The sequence below is a fragment of the Streptomyces sp. NPDC048436 genome, assembly GCF_043200355.1.
Taxonomy (GTDB): Bacteria; Actinomycetota; Actinomycetes; order Streptomycetales; family Streptomycetaceae; genus Streptomyces.
The window spans coordinates 219,088-242,411 of sequence record NZ_JBICXP010000008.1; the positions used below are offsets into that span (position 1 = coordinate 219,088).

Genomic DNA, 23,324 nt, shown 5'->3' on the forward strand with positions numbered 1-23,324 from the left:
TCTCACGCAGTCGTGTGTTCAATGTTCGACTCCTTTGGATTCAGGCGCGAGGGGATCGCGCCGCGGTCAGGTGTGGAACGCGACCGGATCGGTCCATATCTCGTCGATGTGGGTGAGGCATTCGGCGCGGCTGCCGGCGAAGCCGGTGCCCTGCCAGCCGGCGGGTGTCTCCCGCCCCGCCGGCCAGATCGAGTACTGGCCGGCGTCGTTGATGACGACGACACAGGCCACGGTGTCGTCGTCACCGAGAAAGGCCGCCATGGGTGTTACCTCCTCGTCGGCGGGTGTGGTTCACAGCAGGTGGATTCACAGCTGCGTCTGTGTGCTGACGAAGGTGGCGTTGCCCCAGGACTCCACGTCCAGGGCCGCGGCCACGATGCGTCCGGCAGGCTCCGGCCCGTGCGCCAGCAAGCGCTCGCGAGCCTCCTGCGGCAGCCCGTCGTCGCGGTCGAGCAGGCGCACCGAGACGGGCTTGTGGGGCAACTCCAGCTCAAGCAGGAACCCTTCCGCGCTTCCCGCGTGGAGCCACAGCTCCCACGGCTCGCCCTTGTCACCGATGCCGGCCTGTTCGCGGGTGACGGCCCGGCCATCGACCGCCCATCGGCGTACGTCGCCGTCAGCGATGGCCAGTGACAACTGCCGGGCTCCGCGGGGCGAGCGGACACGCGCCGTGATGCGTCGTCCCTCCGCGGTGTCCTGCTCGTCAAGGACCGTCAGCTCGGGCGCCGCCAGGTCATCCGTGAGCGCGGGAGCAGGCGCGAAGTGGAAGTCGCGGGTCCAGCCTGGGAAGTACGTCTCGAGCCGCCCGGTGCGACAGGCGTTGCCCAACGCTCGGCGCGTCCATGGGTTGGGGGCGGGGTCCGTCGTGAGCCACCACACCTCGCCAGTGTCGGCGTCGGCCAGCCAACTCAGGCTCTCGGGCACCGGCTTGGTGCCGTCGCCGCGGCCCCGGCCCAGGGCCACCGCCGCGGTGACGGCGCCGGCCGCGGCCAGGGCCAGGGCCAGTCCGCGGCGCGCCCGCGTCGGGAGCACCGTCAGCGTCGGCGCCGCCAGTTCTCCGGTGAGCTGCAGTGCCAGCACCGCGCCGGCGGCCATCCTCGGCGTCAGCGCCTGGTACAGCAGCCGGGACAACGGAGGAAGCAGCAGCAGGGCGGGCACCGCGCTGGTGGCGGCCGCGGCTGCCCGAACCGGCGCCGAGCCCCGCCCGCACACCGTGCCCGCCGCACTCGCGAGCAGCGGCCAGGCGGCGAGGTAACTGCCGCCGGGCAGCGTGGCGGTCAGGGCCGTTCCCGCGGCCGCCAGGATGGTCCGCGCGCCGCTGCCGCGCTGCCCGGCCGCGTCCTTGCCCACCAGGGCGGTGGACGCCACCCCGCAAGCCAGCGCCCCGTACAGGAGATCGGCGTCGTAGAAGTCGCCGCCGCGGCGCGACTCGGGACTGATCCGCCGGGCCGCGGTCATCAGCAGGGTGGAGGCCACCGCCCCGGCCGCGAGCCGAACCGCTGTCCCCGCGGCGGCCGGCACCGCTCCCCCGGCTCCGAACAGGGCTTCACGAAGGCTGTCGCTCCCTCGACGAGTACTCCACAGCCACAAGGCACCGGCCGCCGCGGCGCACAGCCGGGTGCTCCTCACGCCGTAGCTCACCAGAGTGCCGTGACCGAGGGTGAAGTAGGTGGCATCCGACCCGTGCAGGGTCCGCAGAGGCGTACGGCCCAGGCGCTCGGCGAGAGCGAGCGCGAGCGTGCCATGGTGAGAGAAGGTGCCGTCATCTACGTGATCGAGGTCGTCGGCGGGACCGTGGTAGTGGATGAAGTCGCCGATGTTGGCGAAGTTCATGCCGGGGACGCCGGCTTCCTTGGCCACGGAGAAGTCGGTGGCGTTCGGCAGCCGCCTGTAGACCTCGTAGAAGAGGGAGCTGGCGAAGGCAGGCACGCCGCAGTCGGCGAGGTGCTCGATGAGCGGACCGTTCCCCTCCCCCGTCTCGAACATCAACACGGGGCCCTTGGTGCCCCGGGCCTCGAAGTTCAGCACCGCCTCGACGGAACCGGCCCACGGATGCTCGGCGAAGAAGGCCCGGGCGCCGAGCAGCCCGCACTCCTCGCCGTCGGTGAGCACCACCATCACGTCGTTGGCCGGCGCCGGGCCCTGGGCCAGCGCACGAACGGCCTCCAGCAGGGCGGCGACCGGCACCCCGGCGTCGCTGGCGCCAGGGCCCTGGGCAACGGAGTCGTAGTGACTGAACAGGGCCACCGCACTGCCGGGGCAGGTCCCCCGCAGCCGGGCGACGACGTTGCGGACCCGGCCGGCCCCCAGATAGCGCGGCCCGTACGGCGTGGGCGTGCTCACCCCCACGCCCACGGCCTCCTGCTCTTCCACCTCCAGGCCGAACTCGGTCAACCGGCCGACCAGGTAGCTGCGGACGGCATCGGCCTGGGCGGAACCGCTCGGCCGTGGCGCCTGTGCGATCTGCCTCAGGTCCCGCGCGGCGCGGGCAACGGAGAACTCCCCGGGGCCCACGCCGCCACGTCGCGGAGGCGGGGGACGCAGACCGCGAGTGGCCCAGAAGGCGACCGCCGTCGCGGCCACCGCGGGCGCAGCGGCTGCCCCTTGGCGTGCGGCTCGCGTCAGGATGTGCCTCACCGCTCCTCCTCTCGCCCGCCGCCGGAACCCTCGCCGGAGTCGAATGCGTCGGCAGGATCGGATGCTTCGGCGGAATCGGATACGTCGGCGGGATCGGGCAACAAGTCGGCCCGGATCCGGTGGAATTGCTCGATCACGCCCACCGCGGGCCGACCGGACCGGGTAGTGGCCAGCAGGCTGGGAGACTGGCTGCCGACGAAATGCCCGCACACCCCCTTGTGAGCGTCATAGGTGGTGTCGAGCGCCGAGCGGAACGCCTCAAGGAGTCCCGGCTGCTCCGCCCCCAACCACGCCCAGGCCGAGCCTGCGGCGCCCAGAGCCCTCACCAAAGCCTCGTGATCACGCCAGCGCAGCCCGCTCATCTGCGGCGGCGCCACCGGAGGCATCAACGTAGGCCTGATCTCGCCCTGGTACTGGGTCTCGGTGGCATCCCCGGCGAAGCGCAGGGCCGCCCGGCTCGCGCGCATCATGCGCGTCGCGACGGCCGCCGCGACCGCCGCCGCCTCCCGGTCCCCGTCCCGCTCGGCCGCTGCCAGGCCCGAGACGGCCAGACAGCAGCCCTGCGCGAAGACCATGAAGATGTGGTGGCCGCGCACCCACCGGCGCAGCCCGTCCATAGGAGAGCTGCGCCGTACGGGTCGCGGCGCGGGCGCGGGCAGACGGCCGGGCACCTGACGGGGGGAAGCGATCCACCGGGCCGACACGTCGAACCCGTCCACCAGGTCCTGCCAATCGCCGCTATCCAGGCCCGTGCCCTGGTCGTCGACGAGTTCCAGGGCTCCCTCGCACGCGGCCAGCAGGGCCGCGAGCAGCAGCGACAGTGGCTCCCCGCGGCGCCGCTCGATACCGAACGCCAGATCGTTGTCCCGGTTGGGGCGCGTTTCCTGCGCGTCCTCGCCGATCGGGGTGCCGCTCACGGGGCCCAAGTCGCCGCGGGCCGCGGCCACCGCCGCACGCAGCGCCCCCAGGCCGGTGCGTGCCGCCGGGTCGGAGATCCGGGCGGCGAGCGCAACGGCCGTCCCGGGCACAGCCGCTTCGATGGCGGGGATGGAGTCGGGCAGGTCTTCGGGGCGCCCCAAGATGAAGGGGACGGTGGCCACGTCAGGCAGATAGTCGGTCATCGGCCCTCCCCCTCGCTCGTGGCTGCCGGTCCGTCCTCGGGCCGGGGCAGGAACCCGGTGCGGACCAGGTAGTCCATGACGCCGAAGGCGTCGGCCCGGCCGGCGGGAGGGCACTGGATGCCGCTGCCCTCCAGCAGCCGCAGGGTGTTGGCGCACTCACGGTCCGGCTCCAACTCGTCGATGAACTTGGGGTCCAGTGCACGGTGCGGATCGGCCTCGGCGTCCCGGATGAGCGGAAGGATCGGAGAGAGCGGATGCCCGGGTCCGGTCTCCAGGGCGCGCCTTCTGCCTTCTTCGAAGGGCACGATGTCGAAGCGGTAGCCGTACTCGCGCAACCAGTCGCAGAACGTCCGCAGCGTGACCGGGTCCGGGTTGAACAGGTGGTGGAAGCCGCCCAGCGCACGGGAGTCGAGCGAGATGTGCACGATCGCGGAGGCGACGTAGTCGACCGGGACGGTGTCGAAGATGCGCGGGTAGTCCGGGAGGACGGCCATGGGCAGATAGCCGCGGAAGGCGACCAGCAGGTAGTCGGTGGACTGCGTCGCCCCGGTGCGGGTGTGCCCCAGAATCAGTCCCGGCCGGAATACGGTCACCGGGATGCCGCGGCGGCGGGCGACGTCGACGACTTTCTCGGCGACCCACTTGCTGCCGGTGTACCCGGCGGGGACGTGCACGGCCGACCGCAGCGGGGTGTCGTCCTCCAGGAAGGGCCGGGGGGTGTGGGTGGCCAGCAGGGTGTCGATCGTCGACACGTGGTGGACGGCCTTCAGGCGGGTGGTGCAGGCCAGCGTCAGCACCTGTTGGGTGCCACCGACGTTGGGGGCCTTCAACGCCGAGTAGGGGTAGACGAAGTTGACCAGGGCGCCATTGTGGTAGATGACGTCCACCGTGGCGGCCAGGTCCCTCCAGGTGGCCCCGTCCAGCCCCAGGCGCTCCTGGGCCAGGTCGCCGACCACGCAACGCACCCGGTGCAGTTGGTCCGCGGCGTCGATCTCGTAGTCCGCGAACCCCTGCCGCAGGCGCTGTCCGGCGTGCGCCTCGTCGTCGGCGCGGCACAGGCAGACGATCTCCGCGTCGGTACGGCGCAGGAGTTCTTCCAGCAGATGCAGCCCCAGGTAGCCGGTGGCGCCGGTCAGCAGAATCCGCCGCGGGTGGTGCCAGTCGGCGTGCGGCAGACCGTCGGGGCGCACCGATTCGTCCAGGTGCCCGTCCCCTTCCAGGGTGGCGGCGTGCTGTCGGCCCAGGACGGCGGCCAGGCCGCCGCGTCCGTACTCCTCGATGGTCTCCGTCACGCCGGCCACGGTCGGGACGCGGAAGAATTCGTGCAGCGGCACTGCGATGGCATGCCGCCTCTCCAGCAGCGTCGCCAGTCGCGCGAGCATCAAGGAGGTGCCGCCCGAGGCGAAGAAGTCGGCGTGTACGTCGATGGCGTCGACGCCGAGCACGCGGCAGAAGTCCTCGGCCACGGCGACTTCCAGGGGGGTGCGGGCGGCGGTATGCACCGGCGTGGTGGGGCGCTGCGCGTCCCGGAACTCCTCGGCCAGCGCCCGGCGGTCGATCTTGCCGGTGGCGGTTCGGGGCAGGTCCTTGACGACGCGGACGGTGTCGGGGACGAGGTAGGCGGGCAGCCATTGGCCGAGCGTGGCGCGCAGTTGCGCGATGGTCGTTGCCGTGGGGGCGTCGTCGGACCCGGGGCTGCGGATGATCGCCGCGGCCAGGCCCGCGTCCGGGGTGCCCGGCCTGACGGGGACCACGGCGGCGGCGGTGACCTGCGGGCACTGGGCTAGGGCCGCTTCGATCTCGCGCGGCTCGACCCGGTGACCGCGGATCTTCACCTGCTCGTCGACGCGGCCGAGGAACGTGATCTCTCCGTCCGGCAGCCGCCGGCCCAGGTCCCCGGTGCGATACAGCCGGCCCCCCGGCTCTCCGTAGGGATCGGGCAGGAAACGCTCCGCGGTCAGGACGGACCGGCCCTGGTAGCCGAGTGCGACGCCCGCTCCGCCGATCATGATTTCGCCGGGCACCATGTCGGGCAGCGGCCGCAGGTCGGCGTCGAGGATGTGCACGTCCACGTTGTCGATGGGGCGGCCTATGGGCACGACGTCGCCCGTCGTGCTCCCGGTCAGGTGGGCGGTGGCGTCGATGGTGGTCTCGGTGGGGCCGTAGAGGTTGGCGACCTCGGCCGACCAGACCTCCCGCGCGCGCCGGACCAGCGACGGCTCCAGCGGCTCGGCGCCGCTGAGCAGCAGCCGCACCTTGGTCGCTTCGCCGACCGCCGGGTGCTCGAGGAGCAGGGTCAGCAAGGAGGGGACGCCGCCGATGACGCTCACACCCTCGTCCCGCACCAGGCGCAGCAGGGCTGCGGGGTCGTCGAGCTCGTCCTCACCGGCCAGGACGATGGTGGCGCCGACACTCAGCGGCCAGAACACCGCCCACACCGAGGGGTCGAAGCTCAACGGGTGATTGTGCAGGACGCGGTCATCGGCTCCCACGTCCCAGATCCGGCGGCGCCAGCAGATGTTGTTGACCACATTGCGGTGCGGGACGACGACGCCTTTGGGGCGGCCGGTGCTGCCGGAGGTGTAGATGACGTACGCCACGTCGTGCGGGGTCACGGGGACGGCCACGGGCTCCCGGTCCGAGCCGTCGATCTCCTCCACCGGCAGGCAGGCCACCCCGGCCGGCAGCGGCACCGCGTCGGCCGTCCGCGCCAGCGCGAGGACAGCGCCTGAGTCGGTGACCTGGTGGTGCACCCGCTCGGCCGGATGATGCGGGTCCACCGGCACGAAGGCGGCTCCGCAGCGCAGCACCGCCAGCTCGGCGGCCACCGCGTCGACCTCCCGGCCCAGGCACACCGCGACGCGATCGCCGCGGGTGACGCCCCGCTGCTGCAGGGCGGCGGCGATGGTGCCGGCCCGCCGCCACAGGTCCCGGTAGCTCAGCTGCCGCTCCCCCCGGCGGATGGCGGCTCGTCCGGCGGTCCGAGGGTCCTCTGCGTGGGCGGCCACGAGATCCACCAAGGTGTCCGGCGGCAGCGGGTACTGATCCCCACGGCCGCACGAGACGCCGGCGTCGGGGCCGGTCAGCAGCGGCAGTTCGAAGACCGGGGCGGTCGCGCGCCCCTCCCCCAGCAACATGGGCTGCAGCACCGCGAGGAGGCTGTTGCCCACACTCCAGATGTCCTCCGGCGTGTACAGAGCGGCGTCGTAGTCGAACTGCAGGCTCACCACGGCGGGTTGTACCCACACCGTCAGGTCGATGTCGTGCTCCCCGCTGGTGACCTCGGTCGGCTCGGCTGCGAGCACGCCGTGTTCGACCGCGAGCGGGGTGCGCGCGTCGACCACCCGCAGGGCCGTTTGCACGTACGGCGTTCTGCTCAGATCACGTGCGGGCGGGCTGAGTTCCAACAGGCGGGCGAAGGGCAGCGCACCACGCGACGCCTCCAGCGCGCGCCCGGTGCGCTCCAGGAGCTCCGCCATGTCGCCGCCCTCCGGCAGCTCGGCACGTACCGCACGGATGTCGTCCAACGGGCCGAGGAGCCCCGGCGCCCGGCCACGTGCTTCCAGGTGCACGCCGCACTGGGCCGCATCCGCCGCCTGATAGCGCATCAGCACCGCCAGCCAAGCCGCCACAGTGCGGCGCGCGAACTGCTCGGTGTCCACGCGGTTTACTGCGGGCGCATACGACAACTCCAGGATTTCCGCCGCCCGTTGGTGCCCCTTGACCTCCGCACGCGGACGCGGGCTGGGGACCTCACGGGCGGCCGGGCCGGACAGCAGACGGCCCATCTGCGCCGCGGCCGCCGCGTGTTCGCCGGCCGACCAGTGCTCCCGACGTTCCGTGAGAGCCTGCGACAGCGCGGTCGGGGCCGGCTGCCCGGCACCGGCCAGACAGGCGGCGATGGTGTCGAGCGATGTCGCGTCGGCGATGAGGCGATGGGCGACGAGGAAGACCTCCCACTCCTCCGCTCGCAGCCGCAGCAGGCTCACCCGCAGCAACGGCCCGCGCCGGAGGTCGAAGGGCTCGTCGGCGCTTCGGGCGCTGAGCTGGAGCGCCTGTGCGTCCGGATCGGGGCTCTTCGTCAGATCCACCGAGCGCAGCGACAGATCAGCGAGGGGCAGGACGAGCCGGACCGGCCGGGCGGCGACCTCCAGGAACACGCTGCGCAACGCCTCTTGAGCGGCGGCCAGGCCGGCGAGCCGCCGCTGTACGGCGGTGACGTCCACCGGCCCGCTCAGCCGGTAGCGGGCCACCACCGTGCTCGGGCAGCCCGGCGCCATCCGGTTCAGCAGCCACCAGCGGCGCTGTTCGGCGGACAGGGAGTCCGCCAGGTCGGCCTGGCTTTCGGCCATCACCCGGGCGAGGTCACGGGAGAAGTCGGTGCTGCGGTCTCCACTGGTCACTGGTCACTCACCTCGGCCTGTCCGGAAGTCGGCAGTCGGGACGGTGCGGTCGGAATACGGGTGACGCGGTCGAAGTCCCAGTCGCTCTCCTCACCTCGCGCAGACGGCGCAGAGGGGGCAGCGGGGACGGCGGGCCGCACGGTGTGTCCGGTCAGAGCCGCCACCGAGCGCGCGATGCCCGCGACCGTGGGATCCAGGAAGATCTCAGCCGTCGGGACGGTGACGCCGAACGCGGCTTTGATCCGCTGAATCATCTGGCTGACCAGGAGGGAATGACCGCCGAGGAAGAAGAAGTCGTCGGTGGCCCCGATGTCGCCGACGTCCAGGAGCTGCTCCCACAGCGTCGCGACCCACTCTTCCGTCCGGTTACGGGGGGCGATCCGCTCCGACACCGTCTCCAGCCGTGTCCCCTTGTGGGCCAGCGCCCGGCGGTCGGTCTTGCCGTGCGGGGTCAAGGCGATGGCGCCCACGGCGTAAAAGCGTGCGGGCACGGCCGCGCTCGGCAGCCGCGCGGCGGCGTGGCGGCGTACGTCAGCGGCCCATTGCGCACTCGCATCGATGCCTGTCCGGGGCACCAGCCAGGCGCCGAGCAACGCGTCGCCGCCCTGCCCGAGCAGCGCGGCAGCGGCGTCACTGACACCGGGGGCGGTACGCAGGACGTGCTCGACCTCGGCAAGTTCGATCCGGTGGCCCCGGACCTTGACCTGATCGTCGATGCGGCCGAGGAACTCCAGGCAGCCGTCGGCCCGTCGGCGCACCTTGTCGCCCGTGCGATACAGCCGGGCGCCCGCTCCGGAAGGGTCGGGCAGGAAGCGGGACGCCGTCAGAGCGCCACGGTGCGCGTAGCCGGCCGCGACACCAGGGCCCGCGATGAGCAGTTCGCCGCTGGTGCCCTCGGGCACCGGCTCCATGTCCCCGTCGACGATGACCACGGTGGTACCGGGCAGCGGGTGGCCCAGATGGACGGGGGCGCCGCCGCGGACCCGGCCGGCACAGGACCACACCGTGGTCTCGGTGGGGCCGTACAGGTTCCAGCAGGCGGCGGCACCTTCGGCCAGGATGTCCGCCAGGTCCGGCGGGAGCGCCTCGCCCCCGCACAGCACCGTGAAGTCCGGCCGGGGCCGCCATCCCGCGTCCGCCAGCAGCCGCCAGGTCGCCGGCGTCGCCTGGGCCACCGTGACCTGCGGCGCGTCCAGCCGACGGCGCAACTCCGTTCCGTTGCGCAGCAGCGACTGGGGGGCGACCACCACGGTGCCGCCGACGCTCAGCGGAGCTAGCAGTTCCAGCAGGGAGATGTCGAAGGCGTGTGTGGTCAGCGCGAGCAGCGTGTCGTCGTCGGCAAGACCTGTCACGTCGGTGACCGCTGCGAGGAAATAGGCGAGGTTGGCGTGGGTGACGGCAATGGCCTTCGGCTCGCCGGTCGAGCCGGAGGTGAACATCAAGTACGCGACGGCTTCGGGCCGGTGGGGCACCCGATCACCCTCCGCTCCGTCCGCCCCCTTCGCCGCGGGCTGGAACAGGCTGTCGACCGGCACCAGCACGGCGGCGTCGGCATCGTGCTCGACCGGCGGCTGCTGCGGCCCCTCTCCGCCCTCCGGTGCGGTCACGACAACGGCCGGGGCGGCCTGCCGGATGATCAGCCGTCGCCGCTCGGCGGGCAGCGCCGGGTCCAGCGGCACGTACACGGCGCCGGTGCGCCAGGCGGCGAGCATGCTGACGACCGTTCCGATACCGCGGGGGGTGTGCACCGCCACGCTCCGGCCAGGCCCGGCGCCCGCTGCCCGCAGCCGGGCCGCCGCGGCACAGACGCAGGCGTCGAGTTGCCGGTAGGTCAACGCGGCGGTCTCGTCCCGCAGTGCGGGCGCGTCGGGCCGGATCCGTATCTGTTCCGCGATGCGGTCGGCCACAGTGGACGCATCACCGGGGTGCGCGGCGGGCCGGGGCCACGGCGTGGCCGCCTGCGACAAGGCGGTGGAGACGTCGCAGTCGGGGCGGTCGGCCAGGCACGCGAGGACCAGGTGCAGGTAGCGCCCCAGCCGTTCGACGGTGGCGGTGTCGAAGAGCGCGGTGGCGTACTCCAGGAACCCGCTGACGGTGCCATGGGGTTCTTCGAAGAGGAACAGGGACAGATCGAGCCGGGCGGTGCCGGTGTCCAGGTCGGCCCACTCCGCTTGCAGGCCCGGCAGTTGGTAGCGGCGGGCCGCGTCGGGCTGGAAGCCGAACATCACCGAGAACAGCGGATTACGGTCCAGCAGCCGAGGGGGGTTGAGCGCCTCCACCAGATCACCGAAGGGCAGGTCGGAGTGTTGCATCAGCCACCCGATGTCCTCGTGCACCTCGCGGGTGAGCTGCCGCAAGCTGCGCGCGGCACCGAACCGGGTGCGCAGCACGCACGTATTGGCCAAGTAGCCGACTGTGGCGTCCAGTTCAGGGCGGCAGCGGTTGGCCACCGGAATGCCCACCGCGATGTCGTCGCTGCCGGTGGCGTGGTGCAACACGGTGAGGTAGGCCGTCAAGAGCAGCGAGGAGAGGCTGACGCCGTGGTCGGTGGCCACCCGGCGCAGCCGCTCGGTGTCCTCGCGTCCGAGCGTGACGGGCAACCGGGCGCCCTCGAAGCTCTGGGTCGCCGGACGGCGCCGGTCTATCGGCAGGTCGATGCCGTCCGGGAGCCCGGCCAGGCGCTCACACCAGGCGTCCAGCAGCTCCTGGTGCCGGGCTCGCCAGGCGTCGTCCGGGTCCTCTCCCCCCGCGTTCCAGACGACGAAGTCGGCGAACTGCAGCGGCACTTCACCTTCGGTAGGCGCCTCTCCGGTACGCCTCTGCCGATAGGTTTCGAGTACCTCCTTCAGCAGCAGCTGCAGCGACAGGCCGTCGCACACAGCGTGGTGCACGCACAGACCCAGCACCGCGTGCTCCGCGCTCAGCCGCACCACGGTGGCGCGCAGCAGCGGGGCCCGGCCCAGGTCCCATCCCCGCCGTGCCAAGTGCCGCAGCAACTGGGCGAGTTCGAGCTCGCGGTCCTCGGCGCTGTGGCCGCTCAGGTCCACCTCCTGCAAGACGAGGGAGACACCTTCCTGGACGACCTGGTGCAGTGCGTCCTCGTCTTGGCGCAGGGCGGTGCGCACCGCCTCGTGCCGGGTCGCGAGCTGGTTGAGCGCGTACTGCAGGTCGTCGTGGTGCAGTTCGCCGTGCAAATCGACGCGGACGGCGAGCGCGTAGGCGGGCACGGACTCCGGGCTCACCTGGTGCAGGAACCACAGCCGCCGCTGTCCCGGGCTGCTGGGGAAGGTGAGATCGCCCTGGATCGGGATGGTGGTCATCGGGCCTCCTGCCAGGTCTGCGGCTGGTGCACGTGGCGGCTGCGATCCAGGCGGCGTACGGGCCGGTCGACATGGCCGGGCGCGCAGCCGGGTGCCGCGGCCACCACGGCTTCCTGGTCGGCGATGGTGCGGGCGTTCCACAGCTGGGCCACCTGGACGTCGACGCCGAACTCAGCGGCGACGAGCCGGGCCAGCCGGGCCAGCAGCAACGAGTGGCCGCCCACCGCGAAGAAGTCGTCCCGGGCGCCGACGGCGGGCAGGCCGAGCAGCTCGCGCCAGAGCCCGCCAAGCCGTTCCTGTACCGCTCCGCTGAGGGGGGCGTCCTCGCCGTGCCCGATCCGCACGGCGGGCAGCAGCGCCAGGCGCTGCCGGTCGGGTTTGCCGTTGCGGTTCTTCGGGACCTGCGCGAGCACCGCGTACTCGGAGGGCACCATGTACCCCGGCACCCGGGTGGCGAGCCGCTCGCGTACCTCACGCAGCCAGACGGTGGGGTCCTCCGGTACCGGCTCGGCGGGGACCAGAGCGGCCAGGAGCTGGCGCTCCGCGCCTCTGTCGACGGCGTGTACGACGGCTTCGTGCAGGGGTGCCGTCTCGCGCAGGCCTGCTTCGACTTCGCCGAGTTCGATGCGGAAGCCGCGGATCTTCACCTGGTGATCGACCCGGCCGGCGAAGTCCAGCAGCCCGTCCGGACGCCAGCGCACCAGGTCGCCGGATCGGTAGAGGCGCTCGCCGGGGCGGTCGGGATCGGGGATGAAACGGGCCGCGGTGAGCGCCGCTTCGCCGACGTAGCCCAGCGCCACGCAGGGGCCGCCGATGAGCAGTTCGCCGGTGGCGCCCAGGGGCACCTCCCGCAGCTGTTCGTCCACCACCTTCAGCGTCGTGCCGCCGAACGGGCGGCCCAACGGCACCGGGTCGCCCGTGGCCGGGCCGACTTCGGACCAGGTCATGTAGGTGGTGGTCTCGGTCGGCCCGTACATGGCCACGATCCGGGCCTGCGGGCACTGAGCGGCGATGTCCCTGACCAGGGTTCCGCCGATGGTGTCCCCGCCCATGGTGATCAGCCTGAGTCCCGGCGGCAGCGCCCGCTCCTTGACACAGGTGGCCACGGCGGAGGGAACGCTGCTCAGGAAGGTGCCGGGCGGTGGCTGCGCCCGGTCGATCAGCTCCAGGGCGTTGTCCAGCAGCCGCACCCGCCCGCCGGCGGACAGCGGCAGGAAGATCTCCCACACCGACAGGTCGAAGTGGACGCCGCTGACCGCGAGGGACTCGCGCAGCTCGTCCCCGGTGAAGTTCCGCCGGCCGAACCGCATCAGATTGACGGCGGACCGGTGCGAGATCGCCACCCCTTTGGGGCGCCCGGTCGAGCCGGATGTGAACATCAAGTACGCCGGGGAGTCGGGGGCGACATCGACTTCGGCCGGCATCGCCGCGGCGGGCCGTGCCGGCACATCGGCCGCGGGCAACGTCCGGCAGGGCAGCGCCCGGCCGAGATCCTCACTCGCCTCGTCGGTGATCACCGTGGCGCAGCCGGCCTGGGTCACCACGCGGTCCAGGCGGGAGAAGGGCGTACAAGGATCCAGACCGACGTACGCGCAGCCGGCCCGCAGGACGCCCAGCAGCGCCGGGACGAGATCCCGTCCCCGGGACAGCAGGATGCCCACGGTGCCGCCCGTGACCGCTCCGCCGCTCCGCACCGCCGCGGCGAAGGCCGCGGAGCTCTCGGCGAGTTCGCGGTAGGTCAACTCGCTGTCGCCTGAGATCACCGCGACACGGTCCGGGTGCCGTGCCGCCGCGTCCAACACCTCACCGTGCAAGGTGCTTTCGCTGATCCCCGGCTCCGCCGCCGAGCTGCTCCAGCACGCCAGCAGCTCGCGGTCCGCCGATGAGACGCCGTCCAGGGCGTCGACGGGTGTCTCGGGATGGGTGATGAGGGCGTCGGCGGCGTTCGGCAGCAGCTGCGCCATCCGTTCGGCGAGCCATGCCGGATGGTGTGCCGGGTCGACGTCCACGAATCCGGACAACTTCCGGCCGTCGTCGGCGAGGGCCGTGGCCAGCAGCCACGGCCCGACGCTGACCGGCGGGACGACGGTGCGCAGCAGATTGCCTGGCGGGATCGTCGCCTGCGACAAGAGGGCTGCGCCCAGGCCCTTGAGACCCGCGGGATCCTGGAACATCGCCAGGGTGGCTTCCGGCACCGGCATGCCGGCGGGGCTCGCGCCGTCGGCCGACGCCACCAGATCCGGATAGCTCAGGCACTGGTTGGCCAGCGCGCCGCGCAGCATCCGGTGCACCCGCAGGACGTAGTCCCGGGCGGTTCCGGAGCGGGTGTCGACCGGCAAGACACCCGTGGACAGGACGTACCCGACCGCGCGTGCGTTGGTGCCGTCGCGCCCGTGCGTGGATACCGCCAGGGGTGTCCTGGCACTGCCGCCGAGGCGGGCCAGAGCAAGGGCCTGCGCGGCGAACAGGACGGAATAGCTCGAGACACCGCAGTCCTTGGCGAACTCGCGCAGCGCACTCGTCCGTGGTTCCCCGAAGTCGACGGGGACCCGGCACGTCGCCCGGGACATCCCCGAGGGGACGGGGTCGGGTGGCGTGGTCGTACGCGGTAGGTCCAGGGGGTCGTGCCCGTCCTGCCACAGGCCGGTCCAGAACCGCCGCGCCCGCTCAAGGCGGGCGGCCGGCACCGGCGCGTGGGTCAGGGGCACCGCCGGGGGCAACACCGGGTCGTGCGCTTCGGGATTGTGTCGGTAGAGCTCGCAGAGCTCGATCAGCAGCACGCCCACCGCCCACAGGTCGGCGACGGTGTGATGGGCGCGGACGACCAGCCTCAGCGGCGCGGTGTCATCGTCGGGTGCTACGAGCACCGTGGCCCGGAACAGGGCACCTTCGGACAGGTCCGGGTACTGCCGGCAGCGTTCTTCCAGCAGCGCCTTGATCGCGGTGGCATCGGCTGCCGGGGGCAGCGCCTCTTGGTCGCAGTAGCGCTCCGGCTCCTCATCGACTCGCTCGGCCGCGTCGACCACGCGCAGCCACCGGTCCTCACCGCGTACGAAACGGGTGCGCAATGCCTCGTGCCGCCGGACGAGTTCACGCAGGGCGGCGAGCAGCGGCGCCGGGGCACATCCCCCTTCGAGCTCGAAGGCCATGGCCAGTGTCAGGCCGGGGCGCTGGGGGTCGAGTTCCTGGGCCAGGCACAGGACCTGCTCATGAGGCAGTGCCGGGCGGGTTGCCTGCGCTGCGAGCAGTCGCGGGTCCGGTGCGGCAGGCGCCGCGGCGAAGGCGCCGTGGTGTCCGCCTTTGGTGTCCCGATCCATGCGCACTGCGTTCCTCCACTCGGGAATGGCGTGCCGAGCATCGATACCCCAGCGATGTTAGGAAGGTTCGGGGCGGGGGCCGGAAACTCTGTCAACGAGTGGAAGGAAGGCCGGATCATTGGGGGTTGGGGACCCTGAGCCATCCGGCAGAAGAGGCAAATCTGTCAGTTCAGGCAAGCCGCGCCCACGGCCCCGTCGGGGACCGTGGGCGACAGCGGCTGCATGGGCCTTCTGCGGCCGGGACATCGGGAAAGCCCCGAGCGCATTCGGTTGTTACGCACGCGCCTTTGTTACGCGCACGCCTTTGTTACGCACGCACCTTTGCTACGTACGCACCTTGGAAATCCCTGCTCAAAGGCGCGTCAGCGGTAACCCGCCGGGTCCACCTGTGCCGGGTCAAGTCCGCCGAAGACCACATCCTTCAGCCAGCGGGGCCAGTCGGGGCGGGAGCCGTCCAGATCGTCGGCCTGATAAGCGTCGGCCAGTGCGTGGGAGGTGGTGATACGGCCGTTCCAGCGTGCGCGGTTGTCGTCGGCCGCGAGCGCGGCGATACCCCGCCCCAGCAGGTGTGGTGTCTCCGACAGCACGAAGTTCGGATCCGTGGTGATGCCGGCGCGCCAGTTCTTCTCGGTGACCTTGAAATGGTCGAGCATCGCCTCGGAGCGCAGGAAACCAGGCGTGGCCGCAAGGGCGGTGCCCCCGTACTTCGGCAGCTGCTCGGACAGTCCAAGCGCCAAGCGCCGTACGCCGGCCTTTACTTGGTCGTAGACGAGCGAGCCGGAATTGCCGTCGGTCTCGCCGTCCGTCACCTCGACCACCAATCCGCCGGGCTTGTCCGTCAGCAGCGGGAGCAGGGTGTGCAGGGCCCGCAGATGCGTCTCCAGGCCGTTGCGCCAAGCGCCTACCGACCGTTCCACGTCCTGTTCCCAAAAGGGGGTGTCCCAGTCGATGAAAGGGTCGCCGCCCCACACGTCGTCGATGAGTACGTCCAACTGTCCCCCGGTTTCGGCAACGATCCGGTCGCGCAGTGCGTTGACGTCCTCCTGATTCAGGAAATCGCAGCGGACCGCGATCCCGGTCCCGCCGGCTTTGGAGACCAATTCCGCGGTCTCCTCGATCGTCTCGGGCCGGTTCATCTCGCTGCGCCGGCTGCGGGTGGATCGCCCGGCCGCGAATACGGTGGCACCCAACGCGCCCAACTCGATCGCGATCGCCCGGCCACAACCGCGGGTGGCCCCGCTGACCACGGCGACCTTGTCCTGGAGTGCGGATGTCATCATCACTCTCTCCTTACGGTGATCATGTGTGCGCTCGTCAGGTTCACCCCGGACGCAGGGGCGAGGAGGGTTTCGAACAAGCCCCGGCTCGGCGGTGCCGGATCACGGAGTGCGCTCCGCCCCGCGCCACGCGAGCAGCACCGCGTCGAGATCCTGGCGCACCCGCTCGGCCAGTTCGCCCTCCGCGCTCAGGGCCCACTCCTGCAGGAGGCCGTTGACCAGGGCCGCCAGGATCCATGCCCCCTGATGGGCCGGAGGCGCGTACCGCAGGGCGGCGGACTCCAGCAGCGGCGTCAGCACCGAACGTACGGCCCGGCGCTGGGCCGCGAACCCCTCGCGGAGTGTCGGGTCGGCCAGTTCCTTGCCCAGTTGCGCCAGGTGCTGTGCCGCCGTGTCCGGGTCGTCGGCACCGACTGTGGCGATCACCAGCGATTCCCGGATGGCGACCAGGGGATCGCTGTGCGCTTCGCTGATGCTCCGCATCTGGGCCTCGAGGGCTGCCGTGCCCTGCGCCATCATCGCCACCAGCAGACCGTGCTTGGAACCGAACCGTCCGGCCACCGTGCCCACGGAGACACCTGCCTCCGCGGCCACCTGGGCGAGGGTGAAGCTCGGGCCGTACTGGCCGATGGCCTGCTCACAGGCGGCCAGTACCGCGTCGTCGGAGATCTTCTTGGGGCGCCCCATCTCATTATTGAACCACAGTTCGCAAACTCCCCCGCGAGCTCCGCGCACGGCGCCCCGGGGGTACCCGCTGCCCACATAGGGGATCCCGCTCACGTATTACGCGAGTGACAGCGCAGTCCTGCCAGGAATCTTTCAAACGCATTCCGGCAGGAGCGCCGAGCAGGCATATTCCGGTGGGGACATCAGGTCATGAACCGCTCCGAGCGGCGGCGCACCAGGCCGGGAGATTCCATGGGAGGCACGTTGAAAATCTTGACGGAGCGCAGCGCCCACGGTCCCCGGCACCTGCGGCAGATGCCGGTCGGACTCCACCCCTTCTTCGGGCTGAGGCCACCTTGGCATGCGGCCCGCAGCGAGACCGGTTCCCCGAAGGACGGCTGAGACGAATGCGTTCGGCGCTGATCGTCGGCACCGGTTGCGTGGGCACGTCGGCGGCCTTGGCCCTGCGCGCGGCCGGCGTGGCCGTCCATCTCGCCGAGGCCGACCAGGACTCGCTGCGGCTCGCCGCGTCGCTGGGTGCGGGCACGCCCGAACCTCCCGCGGAACAGGTCGACCTCGCCCTCCTTGCGGTGCCCGCGGACGAGGTCGCTCCGACACTGAGCCAGTTGCAGAAGCAGGGTGCCGCCCAGGCGTACACCGACGTGGCCGGCGTCAAACTCCGGCCCCAGCAGGAAGCGTTGCGGCGCTCCTGCGACATGAGCAGCTATGTGGGCGGCCATCCGCTGGTGGACCGCGTACGCGCCGGGCCGCTGGCCGCCCGCCTGGACCTCTTTCGAAACCGGCGCTGGGCGCTCACCCCCACCGAGGCGACCGACAGCCGGGCCCTGAATCAGGCGCTGGAGCTCGTCGCGCTGAGCGGGGCGACCCCGGTGGTGGTGGATGCGGCGGAGCACGACGAGATCGCCGCCCGGACCACTCAACTCCCCTACTTGGTCGTGGCGTTGCTGGCCGGCCAGCCTGCTCCACCCCACCCACTGACCGAGGACACGAACGGCGCCGATCAGACGCAGACGGCGCCGGTGGAGCCGTGGAGTGCACTGCTGGCAGGCAACGCGGAGGCGGTGCTGCGTCACCTGCGGCGGCTGGACGGCGACATCCACCGGGCGATGGAGGCTCTGGAACAGGTGGTGACCGCCACAGCGGACAGTCAGGGCAAAGCTGCGGCCCATGGCCGGCTGCGCGCCATGCTCGGCCGGACCGCCCCTCACCACACCCGGTCCGCCCGCTACGCCACCGACACCGTCCGGGTCAGCGTGCACGATCGCCCCGGCGAACTCGCCCGGCTGCTGGCCGATGTCACGGCGAAAGGCATGAACATCGTGGACTTCGCCATGGACCGGACGTCCGGTCAGCTGCTCGGCACCGCCGAGATCAGCGTGGCGCGCGACAGAGCGGCACAGCTGGCTTCCGATCTGAGCGCCCGAGGCTGGCTGGTGGATCTCGCCGGCCCGGCTCCATCCCGCCCGACGTCCTGAAGAGGGCGCGGACGTCCCGCCGTCGGCGCCGCACTGAACTCCGGCGTCGGCGGTGACGCAACGCTCCACACCCCGGATAAAAGGAGAGCGAGGAGTGTCACCGTGTTCTGGCTCTATTGGTGCGTGCTCGCACGAAGCACTTCGGCAAGTGGTCCATCGGTGCGGCCGGGATACCCGCCGCCACCACCGAAACGGCGGGCGGCGGCGCCCGCGGGCCGACGCAGCCGTGCGGCTGCTCGGCGACCGGCCTGAAACGACGTCGCGACGCGGGTCGTAGCGCGCAGACGCCATCGCCCGCGGACGTCCGGCCTTCCCGAACATGCCGCCGCCCAGGCGCCGTTGGCGTAATCACCAGTGGGTCCGCGCAGGCAGTTCTGTCGGACCGGCAACAGAAACGAGCATGCAACCCAAGCCACAGGCCGCCCGGATTGTCGCCTTGTGAGGTTCTTGTCAACCCGAATCGCGACAGAGTTGATACTGGGACCAACGAGCTCCTAGGTACACGGCGCACGCATCGGCACGATGGGGAATCGGCTAATCCCCCCTGATTTGCGGCCCCCGGGGGAAGTAAGCGGCGGCGGATTCACGGTTCTGTGTTCGACCCCGCTGAGACGACGGGAGCTTCCCAAGTGACACAACCGCGCGAACCGCATGCACCACACGCACCGACGTACCCCTTTCACACCTGTCCTGCATTGGAGATCCAGCCGGAGTACGCCCGACTGCGGCACGAGGACCCCATCAGCCGCGTCACCCTGCCCTACGGAGGGCACGCCTGGCTGATCACACGCTACGAGGACGTCCGCTTCGTGCTGTCCGACAGCCGCTTCAGCCGCACGGCATCCGTACGGCCAGGAGCGCCACGCTTCTTCGAGCAACCGGTGGCCGACGGCCTGGGTTACATGGACCCGCCTCAACACACCGCCTTACGTCGCCTGCTCAACCGGGCGTTCACCGCCCGTCGCGTACAGCGCTTTCGTCCACGGGTGCAGCAGATCGCCGAGTCACTGCTGGACGGTCCCGCGGGTAGCACACCGCCGATCGATCTGGTCACTGCCTACGCCCAGCCCCTGGCAGGGCAGGTGGTGTGCGAGTTCGTCGGAGTGCCGTACGAGGACAGCGACCAGTTCGCGCCATTTTTCAATGCCGTGGTGTCGACCACGGCGTTCGCCCCCGATGAGATCCAAGTCGCCGTCAACAGCGTGCAGCGCTACTTCACCGACCTGGTCGCCGCCGAGCGCCGCAAACCGTCGGACACCTTCTTCGGCGAGCTGGTCCGCCAGAGCGAGTACGAAGTCCCCCTCGAAGACGAACAGTTGGTCAACCTCGGGTTCGGCGCCATCGTCGCCGGATACGAGACCACATCATCGCAACTGTCCAACTTCACCTTCCTGCTGCTGACCCGACCCGATCGGCTGAAGTCACTGCAGGCGAACCCTGAAGAGATTCCTGACGCCGTCGAGGAACTGCTGCGCTACGTCCCCTTGCTTTCCTACGGCGGGAACCCGGTGGTGGCCACCGAGGACGTCACCGTCGCGGGGCACCTGGTGCGAGCCGGCGAGACCGTCGTCCCGTCCAACAACGCCGCCAACCGGGACGAGCAGGTCTTCGCCGATCCGGAGAACATCGACCTGAGACGCCGCCCCAACCCGCACCTGGCCTTCCACCACGGTCCGCACTTCTGCCTGGGGTCCCAACTTGCCCGCGCGGAACTGCAGATCGGACTGCACCTGCTCATCACGCGGCGGCCGCACCTCAGCCTGGACGTGGCACCGGAAGACGTCGCCTGGAAGCAGGGGTCCGTGCTGCGCGCCCCGGCCGCCCTGCCCGTGCGCTGGTAGGACGCTCCGGACGCGTTGAGTGCGCAGCCACGGGCCGGCGGCATGCGGCAGCCCGTGCCGCCGCGCACCTCCGAAGTGGCTTGAAAGCAATCTCGCGGGCGGCCCTCGGGGGACCCCTAAACTGAGTGGCGGTTCAGAAACGAGAGGACACTCATGGCCGCGAAAGCTACGTGGACCCGCCGTCAGCGTGCGCTGCTGTGGCTGTTGTGCTCGGCACAGTTCGTACTGATCGTCGATGTCGTCGTCGTGAACATCGCCGTACCGTCGATCCGCTCCGAACTCGACGTACCGGTGGGCTTTCTGCAGCTCACCAGCGTCGCCTACACAGTGGCCTTCGGCAGCCTCATGATCGTCGCCGGGCGGGCCGGTGATCTCTTCGGCAGGCGCAAGCTCCTGATCGCGGGCCTTGTTGTCTTCACCGCCATGTCCCTGCTCTGCGGTCTCGCCCAGGAGGGGTGGCAACTGTTCGCCGCCCGCGCGGGCCAAGGAGTCGGGGCCGCCATGATCTCCCCCAGCGCCATGGCGCTGCTCGTCGGCGCCTTCCGGGAAGGCGAGCTGCGCAACCGCGCCCTTGGCATCTGGACCGCCGTCGCCTCGGCGGGAGCGATCGCAGGACAGCTCATCGGCGGGGTGGTGACCGAGTACATCGGGTGGCGCGGCATCTTCCTGATCAACGTCCCGATCGGCGCCCTCGTCGTCCTCGCCGCCCTGCGGCTGCTGCCCGGCAGCAAGCGACGCACGTCGGACGAGCCGACCGAACGCCTCGACGTGCCGGGGGCGATCCTGCTCGCCGCCACCCTGGGCGGCGCAAGCGTCCTGCTCGCGGACATCTCCGGCGGCAAGAGCTGGCTGACGACGACCGGGCTGCTCGTCCTGGGGCTGCTGGCTCTCGGCCTGGTGATGGCCGAACGGCGCGCCCCCGACCCGGTGTTGCCGGGCCGGTTGCTGGCGCGCCGCAATGTGGCCGTCGCCAACCTGGTCCTGATGCTCAACGCCAGCGCCACCACATCGGCCCTGTACTTCACCACGTTGACCATGCAAACGGAGATGGGTTACGGGCCACTGCAGACCGGACTCGGCTTCGCGCCGATCACCCTCATCGTGCTGCTGATCTCGCCCAAGGTCGGTGCCCTCGTCGAACGGGTCGGCGCCCGCCGGTTCTTGCTGGTCGGCTCTCTGGTCGCCGCCGCCGGACTGCTCCTCATGGTCTTCACCGCCTCCGGCACCGGCAACTACTGGAGCGGCATTCTTCCTGGCCTGGCACTGGTCGCGGCCGGCAACGGCTTGTCCTACGCGCCGACGGTTTCCCTGGCCACCGCCGTCCCCGAAGCCGAGCACGGCCGCGCCTCCGGCCTCATCAACACCGCGCAGGAACTCGGTTCGGCGGCCGGCCTCGCGGTCCTGGCGTCGATCGCGGCACTCGGCGCGCTCGGCAGCCTGGGCAACTACTCACTCGGCTATCTCGCCGCCGCCGGTGCGGCCCTGGTTGCCGGAGTGCTCACCTTCGCCACACCCGAACCGACACCATCCACACCCCTTGAAGAGGAATCCGCTACGCCGTTGGCAGCCCGCGAGGGCGACAGGACGGAGAAGACGTGACCGAGGATCTGCCCCACGAAGTGTGCGAGGTGTTCGCCCGCACCCTCACCTGCGAGATGACGACGCTGTCCCGCGAGGAGCAACGCCCCATCACCGCACCGATGTTGCACCTGTGGCGTCCCGACCAGCGGGATTTCATCCTCAGCAGCGGCATCATCATCCCCAGCAAGCTCTACCGCATCCAGCGTGACCCCCGCGTCGCGCTGTCGTTCACGGAGTTCGTCGGGACCGGACTGAGTGACCCGCCCGCCGTGCTCGTACAGGGCACCGCCACGGTGGACGACCAGGTCTACGGCGCCGAAGGCATGGAGGACTTCTGGAAAGAGCTCTTCCGGAAGAAGCCCGCCTCCCAAGACCTGGTCTTCGACCCGGACGAACGTCGCGTCGACACCCGGGTACGAACGTACTGGCGAGCCAGGATCACTGTCCGGCCCCGGAGCATCTGGACCCTGCGGGGGAAACCGGGAGAACAAGAAAGGGAGCGTGTCCTGTGACCGCCCACGGCAACGAAGAAGAACGGATCGAAGGCCTGCTCGCCCATTTCGGTGCGCAGGCCGCGACCCCGTTGCTCAGCTTCCTCGACGAGGGAGGCGACCCCGTCAGCCTCCGGTGCCTCGCCCAATGGACGCGGGAGGCCTTCCTCATCACGTCCGTCCTTCCCGCGCCGGGCTCCCTCTCCAGGGCCGTCAGCGCCTCCTTGCTGTGGCACCAGCACGACGAGCAACTGGCAGACCAGCGTTCCATGATGCTGCCCGGCATCCTGGAGCCGACCACCCAAGCCGCGGGCACCGTCTTCCGATTGACCGGACGGCCGGTACTCATGGGACTCGAACCGGTGGACGTGGACGCGCTGTTCCGCAGCTTCGACCGGGCATCGGACGCCTATCTCGCACGGCGCTCCCAAGAGCCTCCGCACGTCGACTGGGAAGCGTTCGAAAAACTCATCGCCGAGGTCAGGGAGGAGACGCGACGACGCTGAACTGAGCCCCTTGAACTGAGCCCCTTTCGCCGCCGGCAAGTGCCCGTGTCTCTCCCGGGGAATTGAGGATGTCCCCGGCGCCGGGCCGTTGCCCCGCACCCGGCCTGGGCTGACGGATCCATGAGATTGATAGGGCGAGTCCATTGAGGCGAACTCAAGTCCAAGTCAAACTTCTGCGATGGCCAGCGGAGTCCGCTAAGAGAAGACGATGCATCGAGGAAGGAAAACTTCGCCTGCTCGTCATAGAGGGCGGAGCGCCCGCACCTCTGTGTTCCGACGTACGAGAGGACTGGGTGCGCGCACCCATCAGCAAAGCCGATCTGCAAGCACGCGTAGCGGCGCTCCGTGCCAAGTCCCAGCCATTCACCGTGCCGCGCGTGGATCCCAGCGGCGCACTGAAATACCGCGATCGGGTGGTCACCATCTCCCCCGTGGAGACCTCGCTGCTTGAGTGCATGACCAATGCGTTCCAGTCGCTCGTCCACCGCGAAGAACTCCTGGAATGCCTTGAGGAGCGCGAAGCATGCAGCACGCGAAACGCCCTCGACCTGCACATCATGCGCATCCGCCGACGCATCCGCCCGGTGGGCCTTGTCCTGCAGACCGCCTGGGGACGGGGCTACATACTCGAATCCGACGCAGACCCTTCAATCTGACCGTTCCGCAGT

At 70.8% G+C, this 23,324-nt stretch carries 14 protein-coding genes; 6 read left to right on the top strand and 8 right to left on the bottom strand.

Annotated elements, in window-relative coordinates; all coding sequences use genetic code 11:
- Positions 1-66: 66 nt before the first annotated feature.
- The 8 genes from ACGFX9_RS27055 to ACGFX9_RS27090 form a co-directional block, all read right to left on the bottom strand.
- Positions 67-261 (bottom strand): MbtH family protein, encoded by a 195-nt coding sequence (locus ACGFX9_RS27055; protein WP_393477132.1) that lies wholly within the window; start codon positions 259-261, stop codon positions 67-69.
- A 45-nt stretch (positions 262-306) separates the two neighbouring features.
- Positions 307-2,637 carry a M20/M25/M40 family metallo-hydrolase gene (locus ACGFX9_RS27060; protein ID WP_393477135.1) on the bottom strand — a complete coding sequence of 777 codons (2,331 nt, stop codon included), beginning with the start codon at positions 2,635-2,637 and terminating at the stop codon, positions 307-309.
- Positions 2,634-3,758 carry a hypothetical protein gene (locus tag ACGFX9_RS27065; RefSeq protein ID WP_393477138.1) on the bottom strand — a complete coding sequence of 375 codons (1,125 nt, stop codon included), beginning with the start codon at positions 3,756-3,758 and terminating at the stop codon, positions 2,634-2,636. The genes ACGFX9_RS27060 and ACGFX9_RS27065 overlap by 4 nt, the downstream gene beginning before the upstream one ends.
- Positions 3,755-8,161, bottom strand: coding sequence for an amino acid adenylation domain-containing protein (locus tag ACGFX9_RS27070; RefSeq protein WP_393477141.1), 4,407 nt, complete (start codon positions 8,159-8,161; stop codon positions 3,755-3,757). The genes ACGFX9_RS27065 and ACGFX9_RS27070 overlap by 4 nt, the downstream gene beginning before the upstream one ends.
- Complete coding sequence (locus ACGFX9_RS27075; protein WP_393477143.1) at positions 8,158-11,481, bottom strand: amino acid adenylation domain-containing protein; 3,324 nt, start codon at positions 11,479-11,481, stop codon at positions 8,158-8,160. The genes ACGFX9_RS27070 and ACGFX9_RS27075 overlap by 4 nt, the downstream gene beginning before the upstream one ends.
- Positions 11,478-14,798, bottom strand: a complete 3,321-nt coding sequence (locus ACGFX9_RS27080; RefSeq protein WP_393477146.1) for an amino acid adenylation domain-containing protein — start codon at positions 14,796-14,798, stop codon at positions 11,478-11,480. Before ACGFX9_RS27080 ends, ACGFX9_RS27075 begins: the two co-directional genes overlap by 4 nt.
- Before the next feature lie 362 nt (positions 14,799-15,160).
- Positions 15,161-16,075 (bottom strand): SDR family oxidoreductase, encoded by a 915-nt coding sequence (locus ACGFX9_RS27085; protein ID WP_393477568.1) that lies wholly within the window; start codon positions 16,073-16,075, stop codon positions 15,161-15,163.
- 102 nt (positions 16,076-16,177) lie between these two features.
- A complete protein-coding gene (locus ACGFX9_RS27090; protein ID WP_393477149.1) occupies positions 16,178-16,762 on the bottom strand; it encodes a TetR/AcrR family transcriptional regulator in 585 nt (194 codons plus the stop codon).
- Between the two features lie 386 nt (positions 16,763-17,148).
- Between ACGFX9_RS27090 and ACGFX9_RS27095 the strand changes: the two genes are divergently transcribed.
- The 6 genes from ACGFX9_RS27095 to ACGFX9_RS27120 all read left to right on the top strand — a co-directional run bounded on the left by ACGFX9_RS27095 (position 17,149) and on the right by ACGFX9_RS27120 (position 23,312).
- Positions 17,149-18,237 carry a prephenate dehydrogenase/arogenate dehydrogenase family protein gene (locus tag ACGFX9_RS27095; RefSeq protein WP_393477151.1) on the top strand — a complete coding sequence of 363 codons (1,089 nt, stop codon included), beginning with the start codon at positions 17,149-17,151 and terminating at the stop codon, positions 18,235-18,237.
- Positions 18,238-18,932: 695 nt separating this feature from the next.
- Positions 18,933-20,078, top strand: a complete 1,146-nt coding sequence (locus ACGFX9_RS27100; protein ID WP_393477154.1) for a cytochrome P450 — start codon at positions 18,933-18,935, stop codon at positions 20,076-20,078.
- A 153-nt stretch (positions 20,079-20,231) separates the two neighbouring features.
- Positions 20,232-21,677 (top strand): MFS transporter, encoded by a 1,446-nt coding sequence (locus ACGFX9_RS27105; protein ID WP_393477157.1) that lies wholly within the window; start codon positions 20,232-20,234, stop codon positions 21,675-21,677.
- Entirely contained in the window at positions 21,674-22,171 is a 498-nt protein-coding gene (locus ACGFX9_RS27110) for a pyridoxamine 5'-phosphate oxidase (RefSeq protein ID WP_393477159.1), read from the top strand. The genes ACGFX9_RS27105 and ACGFX9_RS27110 overlap by 4 nt, the downstream gene beginning before the upstream one ends.
- A complete protein-coding gene (locus ACGFX9_RS27115) occupies positions 22,168-22,656 on the top strand; it encodes a hypothetical protein (RefSeq protein WP_393477161.1) in 489 nt (162 codons plus the stop codon). Before ACGFX9_RS27110 ends, ACGFX9_RS27115 begins: the two co-directional genes overlap by 4 nt.
- A gap of 293 nt (positions 22,657-22,949) precedes the next feature.
- Positions 22,950-23,312 carry a winged helix-turn-helix domain-containing protein gene (locus ACGFX9_RS27120; RefSeq protein ID WP_393477164.1) on the top strand — a complete coding sequence of 121 codons (363 nt, stop codon included), beginning with the start codon at positions 22,950-22,952 and terminating at the stop codon, positions 23,310-23,312.
- Positions 23,313-23,324: the final 12 nt, after the last annotated feature.

Bases quoted from the DNA above. Each gene is read 5' to 3' on its own strand.
- ACGFX9_RS27055 (WP_393477132.1), bottom strand. From the start codon at position 261: ATGGCGGCCTTTCTCGGTGACGACGACACCGTGGCCTGTGTCGTCGTC.
- ACGFX9_RS27065 (WP_393477138.1), bottom strand. From the start codon at position 3,758: ATGACCGACTATCTGCCTGACGTGGCCACCGTCCCCTTCATCTTGGGG.
- ACGFX9_RS27075 (WP_393477143.1), bottom strand. From the start codon at position 11,481: ATGACCACCATCCCGATCCAGGGCGATCTCACCTTCCCCAGCAGCCCG.
- ACGFX9_RS27080 (WP_393477146.1), bottom strand. From the start codon at position 14,798: ATGGATCGGGACACCAAAGGCGGACACCACGGCGCCTTCGCCGCGGCG.
- ACGFX9_RS27085 (WP_393477568.1), bottom strand. From the start codon at position 16,075: ATGACATCCGCACTCCAGGACAAGGTCGCCGTGGTCAGCGGGGCCACC.
- ACGFX9_RS27090 (WP_393477149.1), bottom strand. From the start codon at position 16,762: ATGGGGCGCCCCAAGAAGATCTCCGACGACGCGGTACTGGCCGCCTGT.
- ACGFX9_RS27095 (WP_393477151.1), top strand. From the start codon at position 17,149: ATGCGTTCGGCGCTGATCGTCGGCACCGGTTGCGTGGGCACGTCGGCG.
- ACGFX9_RS27105 (WP_393477157.1), top strand. From the start codon at position 20,232: ATGGCCGCGAAAGCTACGTGGACCCGCCGTCAGCGTGCGCTGCTGTGG.